General features: G+C 71.7%; 17 protein-coding genes and 1 rRNA gene. 17 read left to right on the top strand and 1 reads right to left on the bottom strand.

Annotation, left to right across the window (positions count from 1 at the left end):
• Positions 1 to 110, top strand: a 5S ribosomal RNA gene (gene rrf / locus KZC56_RS14540); the annotation flags it as partial.
• Between the two features lie 9 nt (positions 111 to 119).
• Here the strand turns inward: rrf and KZC56_RS14545 are convergent.
• The gene (locus KZC56_RS14545; protein ID WP_247639005.1) at positions 120 to 1,175 is read right to left on the bottom strand and encodes a hypothetical protein; all 1,056 of its coding nucleotides are present in this window, start codon (positions 1,173 to 1,175) and stop codon (positions 120 to 122) included.
• 69 nt (positions 1,176 to 1,244) lie between these two features.
• Between KZC56_RS14545 and KZC56_RS14550 the strand changes: the two genes are divergently transcribed.
• The 16 genes from KZC56_RS14550 to der all read left to right on the top strand — a co-directional run bounded on the left by KZC56_RS14550 (position 1,245) and on the right by der (position 16,720).
• Complete coding sequence (locus KZC56_RS14550) at positions 1,245 to 2,252, top strand: hypothetical protein (protein ID WP_247638892.1); 1,008 nt, start codon at positions 1,245 to 1,247, stop codon at positions 2,250 to 2,252.
• On the top strand, positions 2,252 to 3,292 hold the full coding sequence (locus KZC56_RS14555; protein WP_136044929.1) for an HAD-IIA family hydrolase: 1,041 nt from the start codon (positions 2,252 to 2,254) through the stop codon (positions 3,290 to 3,292). The genes KZC56_RS14550 and KZC56_RS14555 overlap by 1 nt, the downstream gene beginning before the upstream one ends.
• A 51-nt stretch (positions 3,293 to 3,343) precedes the next feature.
• The gene (locus KZC56_RS14560; protein WP_168387201.1) at positions 3,344 to 3,520 is read left to right on the top strand and encodes a hypothetical protein; all 177 of its coding nucleotides are present in this window, start codon (positions 3,344 to 3,346) and stop codon (positions 3,518 to 3,520) included.
• Positions 3,517 to 4,314, top strand: a complete 798-nt coding sequence (locus KZC56_RS14565) for a TlyA family RNA methyltransferase (RefSeq protein WP_136035360.1) — start codon at positions 3,517 to 3,519, stop codon at positions 4,312 to 4,314. The genes KZC56_RS14560 and KZC56_RS14565 overlap by 4 nt, the downstream gene beginning before the upstream one ends.
• Complete coding sequence (locus KZC56_RS14570) at positions 4,311 to 5,231, top strand: NAD kinase (RefSeq protein WP_136031201.1); 921 nt, start codon at positions 4,311 to 4,313, stop codon at positions 5,229 to 5,231. Before KZC56_RS14565 ends, KZC56_RS14570 begins: the two co-directional genes overlap by 4 nt.
• Positions 5,228 to 6,910 (top strand): DNA repair protein RecN, encoded by a 1,683-nt coding sequence (recN, locus tag KZC56_RS14575; protein ID WP_247638893.1) that lies wholly within the window; start codon positions 5,228 to 5,230, stop codon positions 6,908 to 6,910. The genes KZC56_RS14570 and recN overlap by 4 nt, the downstream gene beginning before the upstream one ends.
• 26 nt (positions 6,911 to 6,936) lie before the next feature.
• Positions 6,937 to 8,631 (top strand): CTP synthase, encoded by a 1,695-nt coding sequence (gene pyrG / locus KZC56_RS14580; protein ID WP_136035358.1) that lies wholly within the window; start codon positions 6,937 to 6,939, stop codon positions 8,629 to 8,631.
• Positions 8,624 to 9,220, top strand: a complete 597-nt coding sequence (locus KZC56_RS14585) for an NUDIX domain-containing protein (RefSeq protein WP_247638894.1) — start codon at positions 8,624 to 8,626, stop codon at positions 9,218 to 9,220. Before pyrG ends, KZC56_RS14585 begins: the two co-directional genes overlap by 8 nt.
• A 1-nt stretch (position 9,221) precedes the next feature.
• Complete coding sequence (gene xerD, locus KZC56_RS14590) at positions 9,222 to 10,124, top strand: site-specific tyrosine recombinase XerD (protein ID WP_136031209.1); 903 nt, start codon at positions 9,222 to 9,224, stop codon at positions 10,122 to 10,124.
• 153 nt (positions 10,125 to 10,277) lie between these two features.
• Positions 10,278 to 11,111: a ParA family protein gene (locus KZC56_RS14595; protein WP_136031369.1), complete on the top strand. Its 834-nt coding sequence runs from the start codon at positions 10,278 to 10,280 to the stop codon at positions 11,109 to 11,111.
• Positions 11,095 to 11,943 carry a segregation and condensation protein A gene (locus KZC56_RS14600; RefSeq protein WP_136031211.1) on the top strand — a complete coding sequence of 283 codons (849 nt, stop codon included), beginning with the start codon at positions 11,095 to 11,097 and terminating at the stop codon, positions 11,941 to 11,943. Before KZC56_RS14595 ends, KZC56_RS14600 begins: the two co-directional genes overlap by 17 nt.
• A complete protein-coding gene (scpB, locus tag KZC56_RS14605; RefSeq protein ID WP_247638895.1) occupies positions 11,933 to 12,589 on the top strand; it encodes an SMC-Scp complex subunit ScpB in 657 nt (218 codons plus the stop codon). Before KZC56_RS14600 ends, scpB begins: the two co-directional genes overlap by 11 nt.
• Positions 12,586 to 13,383 (top strand): pseudouridine synthase, encoded by a 798-nt coding sequence (locus KZC56_RS14610; RefSeq protein WP_136031213.1) that lies wholly within the window; start codon positions 12,586 to 12,588, stop codon positions 13,381 to 13,383. The genes scpB and KZC56_RS14610 overlap by 4 nt, the downstream gene beginning before the upstream one ends.
• Positions 13,380 to 14,516 carry a prephenate dehydrogenase gene (locus tag KZC56_RS14615; RefSeq protein ID WP_206253235.1) on the top strand — a complete coding sequence of 379 codons (1,137 nt, stop codon included), beginning with the start codon at positions 13,380 to 13,382 and terminating at the stop codon, positions 14,514 to 14,516. Before KZC56_RS14610 ends, KZC56_RS14615 begins: the two co-directional genes overlap by 4 nt.
• Complete coding sequence (cmk, locus tag KZC56_RS14620; RefSeq protein ID WP_136031217.1) at positions 14,509 to 15,207, top strand: (d)CMP kinase; 699 nt, start codon at positions 14,509 to 14,511, stop codon at positions 15,205 to 15,207. The genes KZC56_RS14615 and cmk overlap by 8 nt, the downstream gene beginning before the upstream one ends.
• A 40-nt stretch (positions 15,208 to 15,247) precedes the next feature.
• A complete protein-coding gene (gene der / locus KZC56_RS14625) occupies positions 15,248 to 16,720 on the top strand; it encodes a ribosome biogenesis GTPase Der (RefSeq protein ID WP_206253550.1) in 1,473 nt (490 codons plus the stop codon).
• Positions 16,721 to 16,749: the final 29 nt, after the last annotated feature.

Raw genomic sequence — 16,749 nt, forward strand, 5'->3', positions numbered from 1 at the left:
GCCATAGCGTGAGGGAAACGCCCGGTCACATTCCGAACCCGGAAGCTAAGCCTCACAGCGCCGATGGTACTGCAGGGGGGACCCTGTGGGAGAGTAGGACACCGCCGGACTCCTTTTAGTCAAAATGGCCACCCATCGTTGGGTGGCCATTTTGCGTTTGACGAACAACGAGAATAGGGAGCACCATGCCGGAAGAGGAAGAGCGCCGTCCGCGTCGCAGTGACGATGGAGGACCGCGCGGCAACCGTTCCGGTGGGCGCCCTGTGTATCGCGATGGTGCCTCGCGCCCACGATCTGGCTCTGATGCCCGCGGTTCGCGAGGTGAGGCTCGCCCTGACCGTGATGGTGATCAGCGTCGTGAGGGCGGGTACAGCCGTGATGGCGGCGGTCAGCGTCGTGAGGGTGGCTACAGCCGTGATGGCGGCGGTCAGCGTCGTGAGGGTGGCTACAGCCGTGATGGCGGCGGTCAGCGTCGTGAGGGCGGGTACAGACGTGATGGTGGTCAGCGTCGTGAGGGCGGGTACAGCCGTGATGGTGGTCCGCGTCGTGAGGGCGGGTACAGCCGTGATGGTGGTCAGCGTCGTGAGGGCGGCTTCAACCGTGACGGTGGGCAGCGTCGTGAGGGCGGCTTCAACCGTGATGGCGGCGGTCAGCGTCGTGAGGGTGGCTACAGCCGTGATGGTGGTCAGCGTCGTGAGGGTGGGTACAGCCGTGACGCGGCTCCTCGTCGGGAGGGTGGCTTCAGCCGTGACGGTGGTCAGCGTCGCGAGGGTGGCTTCAGCCGTGATGGCGGTCAGCGTCGTGAGGGTGGCTTCAGCCGTGACGGTGGCCAGCGTCGCGAAGGGGGCTACAGCCGTGATGGCGGTCAGCGTCGCGAGGGTGGGTACAGCCGTGACGCGGCTCCTCGTCGCGAGGGTGGCTACAGCCGTGACGGTGGTCAGCGTCGCGAGGGTGGGTACAGCCGTGATGGTGGGCAGCGTCGTGAGGGTGGCTTCAGCCGTGATGGCGGTCAGCGTCGCGAAGGGCGGACGGAGCGTGAGCGGGGGAGTGACCGGTCGCGGTCGTTCCCGCAGCGCGGCGGTGCCGGGCGTGAGCGTCCGGCCAACGCGTCGAACGAGCGTGCCCGGTTCGACGAGCCGACCGTTCCGGACGAGGTCACGGCCCGGGATCTGCACTCCTCCGCGCGCAACGAGCTGAAGACGCTCAGCAAGGAGAACGCGGAGCACGTCGCCCGACACCTGGCGATGGCCTCGCGTCTGATCGACGAAGACCCCGCGTTGGCACACGAGCATGCACTGGCGGCGTCGCGCCGGGCCGGTCGCATTGCGATCGTCCGCGAGACGCTCGGCATCACGGCCTATGCGACAGGTGACTTCGCCCTGGCTCTTCGCGAGCTGCGCACCTATCGCAGGATCTCCGGGAAGGACGACCAGATCGCGCTCATGGTCGACAGCGAGCGCGGAATCGGCCGTCCTGACCGAGCACTCGAGACCGGTCGTGCCGTGGACCGCTCCACCCTCGACACCGCGGTGCGGGTGGCTCTTGCGATCGCGATGTCGGGCGCGAGGCTCGACCAGGGCGACCTGGAGCTGGCTCTCGGTGAGCTCGAGATTCCCGAGCTCGATCCCGATCGTGCGTTCGAGTGGAGCCCGGCCCTGTTCTCCGCGCGGGCAGCCGTCCTGGAAGACCTCGGACGCACCGACGAGGCCGAATTCTGGGCCCACCGCGCCGACGTCGCGGCGGAGGCGCTCGGCGTCGACGAAGCCGGCGACGAGGAGATCTACGTCGAAGACGGCCTCATCGACGACGAGTTCCTCGACGATCACGGTGACGGCACTGCTACGCCTGACGGTGACGCCGTTGGCGGCGGTGACGGCACCCGCGACGGTGACGGCACCCGCGACGATGCCGCCCGCCTCGACGGTGACGCCGTGGACGGTGGCGCGGATGCTGACGGTGGCGCGGATGCTGATGGTGACGCCGTGGACGGTGCCGTGGACGGTGCCGTGGATCGTGATGGTGTCGTGGATCGCGACGCGGACCTCGACGTCGACGCGGGCCGAGACCTGGACAGCGACGACGATGCTGCCTCTGGACGCGACGGCGACAGGGATGGTGCCGGGACCGAGCTCTTCGGTGAGGACGGCGAGGCCGAGCCCACGATCGAGGACGAGGTTCGCGAGCTCCTCGGCGAAGACGTCGACGAGGTCGGCGAAGACGACGAGTCCGGTTCCTCGAAGCCGGAGGCGTGATGGCGCTCTTCACGCGCAGGCGTCAGACGCCCCGCACTCCGCTGGACGGCGTCGACACGATCCTCGCCGACCTCGACGGAGTCGTGTATGCCGGGCCCGGGGCCCTGCCGCACGCCGTGGAGAGCCTCAACGCCGCAGCCGCCACGGCGCGTCTGGGGTACATCACCAACAACGCGGCGCGGACCGACGCATCCGTCGCGGCGCACCTCACGAGCCTGGGCCTCACGGTCGCGCCGGACGACGTGGTCACGAGCCCGCAGGCGGCCATGCGACTGCTCTCGGGGATCGTTCCCCCTCCCGCGACGATCCTCGTCGTCGGAGGCGACGGTCTCGTCGATGAGGTGCAGAAGGCCGGGTACACGGTGACCCGCAGCGCTGACGCCGACCCACAGGCGGTCGTGCAGGGCTTCGCCCCCGAGGTCGCGTGGACCGACCTCGCCGAAGCGGCCTTCGCGCTCAAGGTCCCCGAGGAGGAGGGCGGCATCCCCTGGATCGCCACCAACACCGACTGGACGATCCCGCGCGAACGCGGCGTCGCCCCCGGCAACGGCACCCTCGTGTCCGCGGTGCACACCGCCGTCGGGCGGCTGGCCACGGTGGCAGGAAAGCCGGAGACCCCCATCTTCCAGGAGGCCCTGGACCGCTTCGGCGCGTCCACGGCGCTGTTCATCGGCGACCGCCTCGACACCGACATCATGGGAGCGAGCCGAGCCGGCATCGACTCCGCCCTCGTGCTGACCGGGATCGACCGCCCCAAGCACGTGCTCGCGGCGCCCGAGGGGTCGCGCCCGACCTACATCCTCGGCGACCTCCGCGGGCTGCACGAGCCGTACCCGGTCCCGACGGTGACGGACGGCGTGTACGACGTCGGCGGCGCGGCGGTGCGGGTGCACGGCGCGGACGTGGAGATCGTCGCGGAGTCCGGGAACCAGCTCGACCTGCTGCGGGCCGGAGCTGCCGCGATCTGGGCCTCGGGCACTCCGGTGTTCGTGCTGCGCGTGCCCGAGCGGCTGTACGACGACCCGTTCCACCGCCCCTGACCACACGCGTGGCTCCGTCGGCTGTCCGAGGAGCCGCGTACAGTGGAACCCGTGAGCGATGAGACGACCGGTGCGCCGACGGACGGCCTGTGGAGCCGCCTGCGCCTGATCGAAGGGCAGCCGCTTCCGGCTCGCGCCGACGCTTACTCCGCGCTGCACGACGAGCTCTCGCGGCGGCTGGAGAGCGGATCACGGCTCGACCAGCGGGAGACCCCGGGAACACGATGACGCGACTCGACGCCGCCCTCGCCTCGCGGGGACTCGCCCGGTCGCGCAGCCATGCCGCCACCCTCATCGCGGAGGGCCTCGTGAGCGTCGACGGTCGCCCCGTCGTCAAGGCGTCCACGCCGGTCCAGGACGACAGTGAGCTCACCGTGGCCGGCGCCGACCACTACGTCGGGCGCGCCGCGCACAAGCTCGTCGCCGCCCTCGACGGCTTCGGCGTCGCGGTCGCCGACCGGCTCGCGCTCGACATGGGCGCCTCGACCGGCGGATTCACCCAGGTGCTGCGCGAGCGCGGTGCGCGGCGGGTGCTCGCGGTCGACGTCGGACACGGACAGCTGGCTCCCGTCATCGCCGCGGACGACGGGGTCGTGTCGGTCGAGGGCTTCAACGTGCGGCACATGACACCGCAGAGCCTCGCGGACGCGACGGGCGAGCCCGCGCCGCCCGACCTGATCGTCGGCGACCTGTCGTTCATCTCACTCGAACTCGTCCTCCCGGCGATCGCCGCCGTCGCCGCGCCGGGCGCCGACGTGCTGCTGCTCGTGAAGCCGCAGTTCGAGGTCGGGCGCACCGCGGTGCGCGGGGGACTGGTCACCGATCCGGCCACCCGCGCCGACGCCGTGGCCCGCGTCGTCTGGAGCGCGTGGGACGCGGGGTTCGGGATGCTCGGCATCCTTCCCTCCCCGATCCTCGGCACGCACGGAAACGCGGAGTATCTCGTGCACCTCGCGCCGGGACGCGGCAGCAATCCGACAGAATGGATGGACACCATCAACCGGCTGGCAGGGGGACGATGAACGAGCGCTGGATCCTGGTGGTCGCGCACGCCGGCCGCGTCGAGACGGTGGAAGCGGCCCGTCGCGTGACCGATGCCCTGCGGGGAGCGGGTGCCCGCCCGGTCCTCGCGCCCGACGACCACGATGCGCTCTCCGCCGTCGACCCGTTCTTCGCCGACGTCGACGTCCTGGGCGTCTCCGCCGACCCGACCGCGCTCGAGCTGGCCATCGTCCTCGGCGGTGACGGCACGATCCTGCGCGCCGCGGAGCTCGTGCGCGACAGCGGTGCCCCCGTGCTCGGCATCAACATGGGCCACGTCGGCTTCCTCGCCGAGATCGACCCCGACGACATGGACGACGCGGTGCGCCGTGTCATCGCCCGCGACTACGACGTGGAGGAGCGCCTGGCGCTCTCGGTGCGGGTGAAGGACGCCGCCGGCGACGTCGTCTACGAGACCTGGGCCCTGAACGAGGCGACAGTCGAGAAGGCCAGCAGGGAGCGGATGATCGAGGTCGTGCTGGAGATCGACGGCCGCCCGCTGTCGAGCTTCGGCTGCGACGGCATGGTCGTGTCCACCCCGACGGGATCCACCGCCTACAACTTCTCCGCCGGCGGGCCCGTGATCTGGCCGACCGTGGAGGCCATCGCCGTGGTGCCGCTCTCCGCCCACGCGCTGTTCGCGAAGCCGCTCGTGGTGAGCCCCGACGCGGCGGTCGCGATCGAGATGCTCGAGCGCACGGACGGCTCCGGCATCCTCTGGTGCGACGGCCGACGCTCGCACGAGCTCCCGCCCGGAGCGCGTGTGGTGGTGCGACGGTCCTCGCGGCCGGTGCGCCTCGCGCGCCTGCACCCGACCGCGTTCACGAACCGGCTGGTGCGCAAGTTCCAGCTGCCGGTCGAAGGGTGGCGCGGACAGGACCGGAGGAACCAGCCGTGATCGAGGAGATGCGCCTGCGGGGCCTCGGTGTGATCGCCGACGCCGTGCTCCCGCTCGGACCGGGGTTCACCGCCATCACCGGCGAGACCGGTGCGGGCAAGACGATGGTCGTCACGGGGCTCGGGCTGCTGCTCGGACAGCGCGCCGACTCGGGCGCCGTGCGCGCCGGAGCCGGCCAGGCCTCGGTGGCGGGAGTCTGGGTCGTGCCCGAGACCGGGGACGTGGCAGACATCGTCGCCGACGCCGGGGGCGAACTCGAACCGGTCGGTGGCGGCAGCGCCGAACTGTACGTGTCGCGCACCCTCAACGCCGAGGGCCGAAGCAGGGCGAGCGTGGGGGGTCGCGCCGCTCCGGCCGGCGTGCTGTCCGCCCTCGCCGACGAGCTGGTGGTCGTGCACGGCCAGTCCGAGCAGTTGCGGCTGCGGTCCGCCGCTGCGCAGCGCGACGCCCTCGACCGCTTCGGCGGTGACGCGATCGCCCGGGCGCTGGAGCACTACGGCACGGCCTTCGAGCGCTGGCGCGGCCTCGACGCGGAGATCGCCGAGATCACGGGCAACCGCGACCGCCGGGCGGAGGAGGCCGCGCGACTGCGGGAAGATCTCGCGCTGATCGAGGCGACCGCACCAGAGGCGGGTGAAGACGCCGAACTCGCGGCCCGCGCCGAACGGCTCGCGAACGCCGAGGAGCTGCGACTGGCCGCCTCGCTCGCGCACGGGGCGCTCTCGAACGAGGAGGGCGAGCCGGATGCGTCGGCACTGGTCGCGGAGGCGCGGCGGGCGCTCGAACGGGTCTCGGATGCGACGCTCGCGGAGGTCGCCGAGACGCTCGCCGACATCGGCTACCGTATCGCCGACGCCGCCGGGCAGCTGTCCGGCTTCCTCGCCGACCTCGACGAGTCGGGCCCGCACGAACTCGCCGCGGTCGAGGAGCGGCGGGCGGCGCTGGGCGTGCTGATCCGTGCGCACGGGTCCCTCGACGACGCCATCCGACTGTGGCAGACGGGCTCGACGCGCCTCGCGGAGCTCGACGACGACGGCGAGCGATTGCAGCGTCTCACCGCCGAGCGGGAGGAGGCGCGTACCGCGCTCGACGCCGCGGCGGACGCCCTGACCGCCGTCCGCACGGAGGCCGCCGTCCGCCTGGGCGACGCCGTCACCGCGGAGCTCCACGCGCTCGCGATGCCCGATGCCCGCCTGGAGGTCTCGGTCACCCCCGGCGCCGAGAGCACGCACGGGCGCGACGACGTGGCGATCCTGCTGGCCCCGCACCCCGGAGCCGAACCGCGGTCGGTGGCCAAGGGCGCCTCGGGCGGCGAGCTGTCGCGTGTGATGCTCGCGATCGAGGTCGTCATCGCGGCGACCGACCCGGTGCCCACGTTCGTGTTCGACGAGGTCGACGCCGGCATCGGCGGGGCCGCGGCCATCGAGGTCGGCCGGCGACTCGCCCGGCTGGCGGAGAAGTCGCAGGTGATCGCGGTGACGCATCTGGCGCAGGTCGCCGCGTTCGCGAACAACCACCTCACGGTCGTCAAGTCCAACGACGGGGCCGTCACCGCCTCGAGCGTGCGGCGTCTGGAGGGGGAGGAGCGGGAGGCCGAGATGGCGCGGCTGCTGTCCGGCCTCGCCGATTCCGACGCCGCGCTCACCCATGCCCGCGAACTTCTCAGCCTCGGCGTCTGAGGGAACTGTTAGGATAGAAGCCCGTGATGAACTCTTCTTCTGCGGGGCCCAAGAACGACACGACCAAGCACATCTTCGTGACTGGTGGTGTCGTTTCGTCTTTGGGCAAGGGCCTCACCGCGGCCAGCCTGGGCAACCTGCTCACCGCCCGCGGACTCCGCGTGGTCATGCAGAAGCTCGACCCGTATCTGAACGTGGATCCGGGCACCATGAACCCGTTCCAGCACGGCGAGGTGTTCGTCACCGACGACGGCGCGGAGACCGATCTCGACATCGGTCACTACGAGCGCTTCCTCGACATCAACCTGTCGCAGGCGGCCAACGTGACCACCGGCCAGATCTACTCGCAGGTCATCGCCCGGGAGCGCCGCGGCGAGTACCTCGGGGACACCGTGCAGGTCATCCCGCACATCACCGACGAGATCAAGCGCCGCATGCGCCTGCAGGCGACCGAGGACCCGCGCCCCGACGTCATCATCACCGAGGTCGGCGGCACGGTGGGCGACATCGAGTCGCAGCCGTTCCTGGAGGCCGCGCGTCAGCTGCGTCATGAGCTCGGCCGCGACAACGTGTTCTTCGTGCACGTGTCGCTCGTGCCGTTCATGGGCGCCTCCGGTGAGCAGAAGACCAAGCCGACGCAGCACTCCGTCGCAGCTCTCCGTCAGGTGGGCATCCAGCCCGACGCGCTGGTGCTGCGCAGCGACCGTCCCGTGAGCGCGAGCAACCGCAACAAGATCGCCCTGATGTGCGACGTGGACGTCGAGGGCGTCATCAACACGGTCGACCTCCCGAGCATCTACGACATCCCCTCCACGCTGAACGAGCAGGAGCTCGACTCGTACATCGTGCGGCGCCTCGGTCTGGACCAGAAGGCGGACGACGTCGACTGGACGCGGTGGAACAAGGTGCTGCACGCGGTGCACAACCCGAAGCACGAGGTCACGATCGGCCTCGTCGGCAAGTACATCGACCTCCCCGACGCGTACCTCTCGGTGACGGAGGCCCTCAAGGCCGGCGGTTTCGCGCAGGAGACCAAAGTGCACATCCGCTGGATCCCCTCCGACCTGTGCGAGACCCCGGAGGGCGCCCAGGAGCAGCTCGCCGAGCTCGACGGCATCTGCGTGCCGGGCGGCTTCGGCATCCGCGGCATCGAGGGCAAGCTCGGCGCGCTGAAGTTCGCGCGCGAGCAGGGCATCCCCACGCTCGGACTGTGCCTCGGCCTGCAGTGCATGGTGATCGAGTTCGCCCGCGATGTGGCCGGCATCGAGGGCGCATCGTCGAGCGAGTTCGACCCGGAGACGAAGGAGCCCGTGATCGCGACCATGGCCGAGCAGGTCGAGATCCTCGACGGCGGCGACCTGGGCGGCACCATGCGCCTGGGGCTCTACCAGGCCGCCCTCGCGGAGGGCTCGCTGGCGCGGGAGCTGTACGGCACCCCGGAGGCGTCGGAGCGGCACCGCCACCGCTACGAGGTCAACAACGCGTACCGCGACCGGCTGTCCGAGGCCGGGCTGGTGTTCTCCGGCCTGAACCCCGAGCTGGACCTGGTCGAGTACGTGGAGCTGCCGCGCGACGTGCACCCGTACTACATCGCCACGCAGGCCCACCCCGAGCTGCGGTCGCGCCCGACCGACCCGCACCCGCTGTTCCGCGGACTGGTGGGTGCGGCGATCGAGCGGCACCGCGCGAGCGAGCTGTTCGACGTCAGCGCCGATGAGTGACATCGGCGCCCTGCCCGACGGCGGTCCGCTGCGCGACGAGCCGCTCGACCCCGTGGTCTTGTCCTCCGAGCTCGTGTATGAGGGGCGGGTGTGGGACGTGCGCTCCGACCGTGTGCGTTACGGCGACGGTGAGATCGTGCGCCAGTACGTCGCCCATCCCGGCGCGGTGGCGATCGTCGCGCTGGACGACGGGGGCCGGGTGCTGCTGATCCAGCAGTACCGGCACCCGATCCGGCACCGCGATTGGGAGCTGCCCGCCGGTCTGCTCGACGTGCCAGGGGAGGACCCTGCCGCGGCCGCGCAGCGCGAGCTCGCGGAGGAGGCCGACCTGGTCGCGGCGCACTGGGAGCCCCTGGTGTCGTCGTGGACCACGCCGGGCGGGAACGACGAGCTGATCCAGCTGTTCCTCGCCACGGGCATCACGGCCGCCGACGCCGCACACTCCCGGGAGGACGAGGAGGCCGACATCCGGCTCGCCTGGGTGCCCCTCGACGACGCGGTGGCCGCGGTGCTCGACGGTCGCACGCGCAACGGCATCCTCGCGATCGGTGTGCTCGCGGCCGCGCAGAGGCTCCGCGACCGGGGCTGACATGCTGCTCGATCGCGCCCTCGACGCGTATCTGCGTCACGTCACGATCGAGCGCGGACTGAGCGCGCACACGATCGCGGCGTACCGGCGCGACCTCGACGGCTACCGGGGGTGGCTCGCCGCCGAGGGTATCACCGACACGACCGAGGTGACCCCCGCGGTGATCGACCGCTTCATCGCCGAGCGTGCGTCTGCCGAGCCCGCCCCCGCGGCCACGAGCCTTGCCCGGTTGCAGTCGTCCGTGCGCGGGTGGCACCGCTTCCTGGCGCGCGAGGGGATCGAGGCCGACGACCCCAGCGGCCGGCTGCGTCCGCCCAAGGCTCCGCGGAGGCTGCCGAAGGCGCTGACGATCGAGCAGGTCGAGCGCCTGCTCGCGGCGCCGTCGCCGGAGGAGCCGCTCGGCATCCGCGACCGCGCGCTGCTGGAGCTGCTGTACGCCACGGGCGCCCGCGTGTCGGAGGCGGTCGGGCTCGACGTCGACGACCTCGCGCACGGGGAGGTGCTGCGGCTGCGCGGCAAGGGGTCGAAGGAGCGCATCGTGCCGGTGGGCTCGTACGCGCGTAACGCGGTCGACGCGTACCTGACGCGGGTGCGTCCCGGGCTCGCCGCGAAGGGCAGAGCCTCGGCGCGCCTGTTCCTCGGCGCCCGCGGTGCGCCGCTGTCCCGGCAGAGCGCGTGGCTGGTGATCCGGGCGGCGGCGGAGCGGGCGCAGATCACGGCCGAGGTGTCGCCGCACACCCTGCGGCACTCGTTCGCGACGCATCTGCTGCAGGGCGGCGCGGACGTGCGCGTCGTGCAGGAGCTGCTCGGGCACTCGTCGGTCGCCACGACCCAGATCTACACGCACGTGTCGGTCGACGCGCTGCGCGACGTGTACGCCACGTCGCACCCGCGGGCCCGCTGACTCGCGCGGTCGCCTGGGTCCGCCGCCGCGCGCCGGGACGGCCCGAGACCGGCCCGGCCGCTACAATCGAGCAAGCACGAAGGAGCAGGAGAACCGGTGGCTGAGAACGCGGCGAAGTCCAGGGCGAAGGCGAAGAAGGCCGACGACACCCCCATGGGACCCACCGGCCGCCCCTACCGCGGCTTCCCGATCCCGGCGCCGCTGAAGTCGCACGGTCCCGCGCGCATCATCGCCCTCTGCAACCAGAAGGGCGGCGTCGGCAAGACGACCACCTCGATCAACCTCGCCGCGTCCCTCGCGGAGTACGGCCGCAAGGTGCTCGCCGTCGACTTCGACCCGCAGGGTGCGCTGTCCGCGGGCCTGGGCATCCAGACCCACGACGTCCCCACCGTGTACGACCTGCTGCTGGACACGAAGCGTGACGCGCACGAGGCGATCGTCCACTCCAACGTCGAGGGCCTCGACGTGCTGCCCGCGAACATCGACCTGTCGGCCGCCGAGGTGCACCTGGTCAACGAGGTGGCCCGCGAGACCATCCTTGCGCGGGTGCTCCGCCAGGTCGCGGGCGAGTACGACGTCATCCTGATCGACTGCCAGCCCTCGCTCGGCCTGCTCACGGTCAACGCCCTCACCGCCGCGCACGGCGTGATCATCCCGCTCGAGTGCGAGTTCTTCGCCCTGCGCGGGGTGGCGCTGCTGATCGAGACCATCGACAAGGTGCGCGACCGCCTGAACCCGTCGATCACGATGGACGGGCTGCTGGCGACCATGTACGACCCGCGCACGCTGCACTCGCGCGAGGTGCTGGAGCGCGTGGTGGAGGCCTTCGGCGACGACGTGCTGGAGACCGTGATCGGCCGCACCGTGAAGTTCCCCGACGCTTCGGTCTCCGGCGTGCCCATCACCGAGTTCGCGCCGGAGCACGCCGCCGCGCAGGCGTATCTGCGGCTGGCGCGGGAGCTGGTCGCCCGTGGCGCCGTCGCCTGAGCACGCCGAGACCGATCCGACCGCCGAGGCCGTCGCCCCCGCGGAGGGCGACACGGGCTTCCGCGTCTCGCTGTCGAACTTCGACGGACCGTTCGACCTGCTGCTGAATCTCATCTCGAAGCACGAGATGGACATCACCGAGGTGTCGCTGAGCGCGGTCACGAACGAGTTCATCGCCTACCTCGCCGAGCTGGAGGACGAGGAGGAGCTCGACCAGGCGTCGGAGTTCCTCGTGGTGGCCGCGACGCTGCTCGACATGAAGGTCGCCGGCCTCCTGCCGCAGGGCGAGCTCGTCGACGCCGAGGCCGTGGCGCTGCTGGAGGCGCGCGACCTGCTGTTCGCGCGCCTGCTGCAGTACCGGGCGTTCAAGGAGGTGTCGGCGTGGTTCGCGCGGTGCCTGCAGCGGGAGGACCGCCGTCACGTGCGGGCGGTGCCGCTGGAGGAGAAGCACCGCCGCAAGACACCGGAGCTGGTGTGGTCGCTGAGCGCGGACGACTTCGCGGCGCTGGCACTGCTGGCTTTCGCGCCCAAGGAGATGCCGCACGTCGGGCTCGATCACCTGCACGCACCGCTGGTGAGCATCCGCGAGCAGGCGGCGATCGTCGTGACGCTGCTGCGCGGCACCGAGTCGATCAGCTTCCGCGAGCTGGTCGCCGGGGTCACCGAGCCGGGAATCGTGGTGGCGCGCTTCATCTCCGTCCTGGAGCTGTACCGCCACGCGGCGCTCTCCTTCGAACAACTGGAACCGCTCGGCGAGCTGACGCTCCGCTGGGCCGCCGACACCTGGTCGGACGAGACACTCGCGACCCTGGGGGCCGACTATGACCGATGACGTGACCGAGACCGAGACCGTGCCGGAGGTCGCACCCGCGCCGGAGGTCGAGCCCGGGGGTGACGACGCCGCGACGGTCGTGGGCTCCGAGCTGCCGTTGAGCGAGCGCGTCGAGGCGATCCTCTTCATCGTGGACGAGCCGATCGGCCTGGTCGCCCTCGCGGCCGCGGTCGGCGCGCCGGTGCCGGCCGTGCGGCAGACGCTCGAGGCGCTCGGGGACGACTACGACGGACGGGGCCGAGGACCGCGGCGCGGCTTCGAGCTGCGCGAGGTCGGTGGCGGGTGGCGGCTGTACGTGCGCGAAGACCTCGACCCCGTGGTGGCGGAGTTCGTGGGCGGGCAGGCGCCCGCGCGGCTGTCGCAGGCCGCCCTGGAGACGCTCGCGGTGATCGCCTATAAGCAGCCCGTCACCCGCAGCCAGGTCGCGTCGATCCGCGCCGTGAACGTGGACTCGGTCGTGCGCACGCTGCTCGCCCGCGGTCTCATCACCGAGCTCTTTGCGGACTCCGAGACCGGGGCGATCAACTACGGCACCACCGACGCGCTGCTGCAGCACCTCGGCATCAACTCGCTGGACGAGCTGCCGCCGATCTCGCCGTTGCTGGACGACGGCGCCGACGGATTCGACGAAGGGACCCTCCGATGAACGCTGCCCACGACGACGCCACCGCGCCCGAGGGCGTGCGGCTGCAGAAGGTCCTCGCGGCGGCGGGCGTCGCCTCGCGCCGTGTCGTCGAGCAGTACATCGTCGAGGGGCGCATCCGGGTGAACGGGCAGACCGTGACCGAGCTCGGCCGTCGGATCGACCCCGAGCGCGACCTGGTCGACGTGGACGGCACCGCGGTGCAGCTCGACGTCACCAAGCGCTACGTGATGCTGAACAAGCCCACCGGGGTGGTCAGCAGCATGCGTGACGAGAGCGGGCGGCCCGACCTGCGTCGCTTCACGAAGGACTACGAGGAACGGCTCTACAACGTGGGGCGCCTCGACGCCGAGACCAGCGGGCTGCTGCTGCTCACGAACGACGGCGAGCTCGCGCACGTGCTGGCGCATCCGTCGTTCGGTGTGACCAAGGTGTACATCGCCAAGGTGGACGGCACGGTGACCCCGCAGACGATCTCCACGCTCACGAAGGGCATCGAGCTGGAGGACGGCCCCATCGCGGCGGACAAGGCGCGGCTGCTGGACACGTCGCGCGGCTCGAGCCTGGTGGAGCTCACGCTGCATTCGGGGCGCAACCGCATCGTGCGTCGGATGATGGCCGCGGTCGGCCACCCCGTGACCGAGCTCGTGCGCCGGCAGTTCGGCCCGCTGCACCTGGGAACCCTCCCGGCGGGGAAGACGCGCGACCTGAGTAAAATCGAACTCGGTGCGCTGTTGACCCTCGCGCGCCGTGAATCCGGTGTCGCCGCGGCGCCAGGCGAGCAGGAGACCGAATGACCGACACGACGAGTGCGCCCACGGCGCGGAAGACCGGTGCCGTCGCGCCGCGTCTGTCCGGCACCGTCCGCATCGTCGGTGCCGGCCTGCTCGGCGCGAGCGTCGGTCATGCGCTGCGGGCCAAGGGTGTCGACGTGGCGCTCACGGATGCCTCCCCGGCGCAGCTGCGACTGGCGGTGGACTACGGCGCCGGTCGACTCGCCGCCGACGACGACGCCCCCGCGCTGATCGTGGTGGCCGTGCCGCCCGACGTCACAGCCGACGTGGTGCAGGCCGAGCTGGAGCGGTACCCGGACGCGGTCGTGACCGACGTCGCGAGCGTCAAGCTCGAACCGTTCCGGACGCTGCGCGACCGCGGCGTCGACCTCGCGCGCTACATCGGCTCGCACCCGCTCGCGGGGCGTGAGCGCGGCGGCGCCATCTCGGCCCGCGCCGACCTCTTCATCGGGCGGCCCTGGGTGGTGTGCCGCGACGAGGACACGAAGGCCACGGATCTCGCGCTGGTCGAGGCCCTCGCGCTCGACGTGGGCGCGATGCCGCTGGAGATGACGCCGGAGGAGCACGACCGATCGGTCGCCCTCACCTCGCACGTGCCCCAGGTCGTCGCGAGCCTGCTGGCCGCGCGGCTCGCGGGAGCCGAGGAGGGCGCGCTGCGCCTGGCGGGTCAGGGCGTGCGCGACACGACGCGCATCGCCGCCTCCGCGCCCGAGCTGTGGGTGCAGATCCTCGGCGCGAACGCGGGGCCCGTCGTGGAGATCCTCGACGCGCTGGCGGCCGACCTGGGCGATGTCGCGGAGGCGCTGCGGGCGCCGGCGGCCCCCGGCGCGCGCCGTGTGATCGCGGAGACCATCCGGCAGGGCAACGACGGCGTGGAGCGCCTGCCGGGCAAGCACGGCCAGAACCGGCGCTTCGAGACGCTCGTGGTGATGGTCGACGACACCGCCGGACAGCTTGGCCGCCTGTTCGGCGAGCTCGGCGAACTCGGCGTCAACGTCGAGGACCTGCGTCTGGAGCACTCGCCCGGCGCACAGTTCGGTCTGGCCGAGATCAGTGTCGACCCCGCGGCGCTGCACGGCGCGATCACCGGGCTCCAGGAACGCGGCTGGCGCATTGCAGGGAACACGAATGACTGACACCTCCACCGTCTCCGCCACGAAGTTCATCGCCATCGACGGGCCGGCCGGTTCCGGCAAGTCCAGCGTCTCCAAGGCGGTCGCGCGCCAGCTCGGCTACGGCTACCTCGACACCGGCTCGGCGTACCGGGCGCTCGCCTGGCATGTGCTGGAGCAGGGCGCCGACACCGATGACGCGGCCGCCGTGCGCGCCGCCGCGGCCGACTTCCCGGTCCGTCTCGGCCTCGACCCCGACGACCGCACGGTCCGGGTGGGCGACACCGACGTGACCGACGCCATCCGCGAACCGCGGGTCTCCGGCGCGGTGAGCGGCGTCGCCCGCGTGCCCGAGGTGCGCGCGCAGGTGAACGAGCTGTTCCGCGCGCTGGTCGCCGACGCGCCCTACCCGGCCGTCGTGGTCGAGGGCCGCGACATCACGACGGTGGTCGCGCCGGATGCCCCCGTGCGCATCCTCCTGACCGCCGCCCCTGAGGTGCGCGCCGCACGCCGTGCCGGCGAGCTCGCGGGGGAGAACGCCGCCGCCGTCGCCGCGGCCCTGCACCGACGCGACGCCTCCGACAGCGCCGTCGTCGACTTCCTCAACGCCGCCGAGGGCGTCGAGGTCGTCGACTCGACCGAACTCGACTACCCCCAGACCATCGACGCCGTCCTCACGGTGATCGAACGACTCCGAGGAGCACACCGTGGCTGACGACGAATACGAAGGCGGCCCCGACCAGCTCGCCGAGAAGATGGAGAACCTCGACGAGCACCTCGCCGAGCAGCGCGCCGAGACCCTGCGCGCCGGTCTCGCCGACTACGAGCTGGACGACGAGGATGCCGCGCTCCTCGCGGGCGTCTCGCTGGGCGAGGACGGCATCGAGTTCCTGCCCGCGCTGCCGGTCGTCGCGATCGTCGGACGGCCGAACGTCGGCAAGTCGGCGCTCGTGAACCGCATCCTCGGTCGTCGTGAGGCCGTGGTGGAGGACACCCCCGGGGTCACGCGCGACCGCGTCACCTACAAGGCCGAATGGAACGACCGGCGCTTCACGCTCGTCGACACCGGCGGCTGGGAGCCCGACGCCCGCGGCATCGACCGCTCGGTCGCCGCGCAGGCGGAGGTCGCGATCGACCTGTCCGACGTGGTGCTGTTCGTGGTCGACGCGATGGTCGGCGCCACCTCGACCGACGAGCACGTGGTCAAGCTGCTGCGCAAGAGCGGCAAGCCCGTGTTCCTGGTCGCGAACAAGATCGACGACGCCCGGCAGGAGCCGGAGGCCGCCGCGCTGTGGAACCTCGGTCTCGGTGAGCCCCACCCGGTCTCGGCCATCCACGGCCGCGGCGTGGCGGATCTCCTGGATGCCGTGCTGAAGAAGCTTCCCGAGATCTCGGCGGTCGCGAAGCAGGAGATCGGCGGGCCGCGACGTGTCGCGATCCTCGGTCGCCCCAACGTGGGCAAGTCCTCGCTGCTGAACAAGGCGGCGGGGGAGGAGCGCGTGGTCGTGAACGACCTGGCCGGCACGACGCGCGACCCGGTCGACGAGGTCGTGGAGCTCGGCGGCAAGATGTGGCGTCTGGTCGACACGGCCGGTATCCGTCGCCGCGTGCACATGGCGCAGGGCGCGGACTTCTACGCCTCGCTGCGCACGTCGGCCGCGCTGGAGAAGGCCGAGGTCGCCGTCGTGGTCCTCGACGTGTCGGAGACGATCAGCGAGCAGGACGTGCGGATCATCGACCTCGTGCTGGAGTCGGGCCGCGCGCTCGTCCTCGCGTTCAACAAGTGGGACCGCCTGAACGACGACGACCTGGAGAACGCCGACCGCCGCCGGTACCTCGAGCGCGAGATCGAGCAGGACCTCGCGCACGTGGCGTGGGCTCCGCGGGTGAACATCTCCGCGAAGACCGGGCGACACCTCGACAAGCTGGTGCCCGCGCTGGAGACGGCGCTCGAGAACTGGGACCGCCGCATCCCGACCGGCAAGTTCAACGCCTTCCTCGCCGAGCTCGTGGCCGAGCACCCGCACCCGCTGCGCGGGGGCAAGCAGCCGCGCATCCTGTTCGGCACGCAGGCCTCGACGCGTCCGCCGACGTTCGTGCTGTTCACGACTGGGTTCCTCGACCCGGGCTACCGCCGGTTCATCCAGCGGCGCCTGCGCGAGCTCTACCCGTTCGAGGGGACGCCGATCGTCATCAACATGCGCGTGCGGGAGCGCCGCCAGCGCTGACGCGTTCCGGCGTGTGTCGCCGGGTGGCG

It is taken from the genome of Microbacterium sufflavum (genome assembly GCF_023091155.1).
GTDB classification, from domain to species: Bacteria; Actinomycetota; Actinomycetes; order Actinomycetales; family Microbacteriaceae; genus Microbacterium; species Microbacterium sufflavum.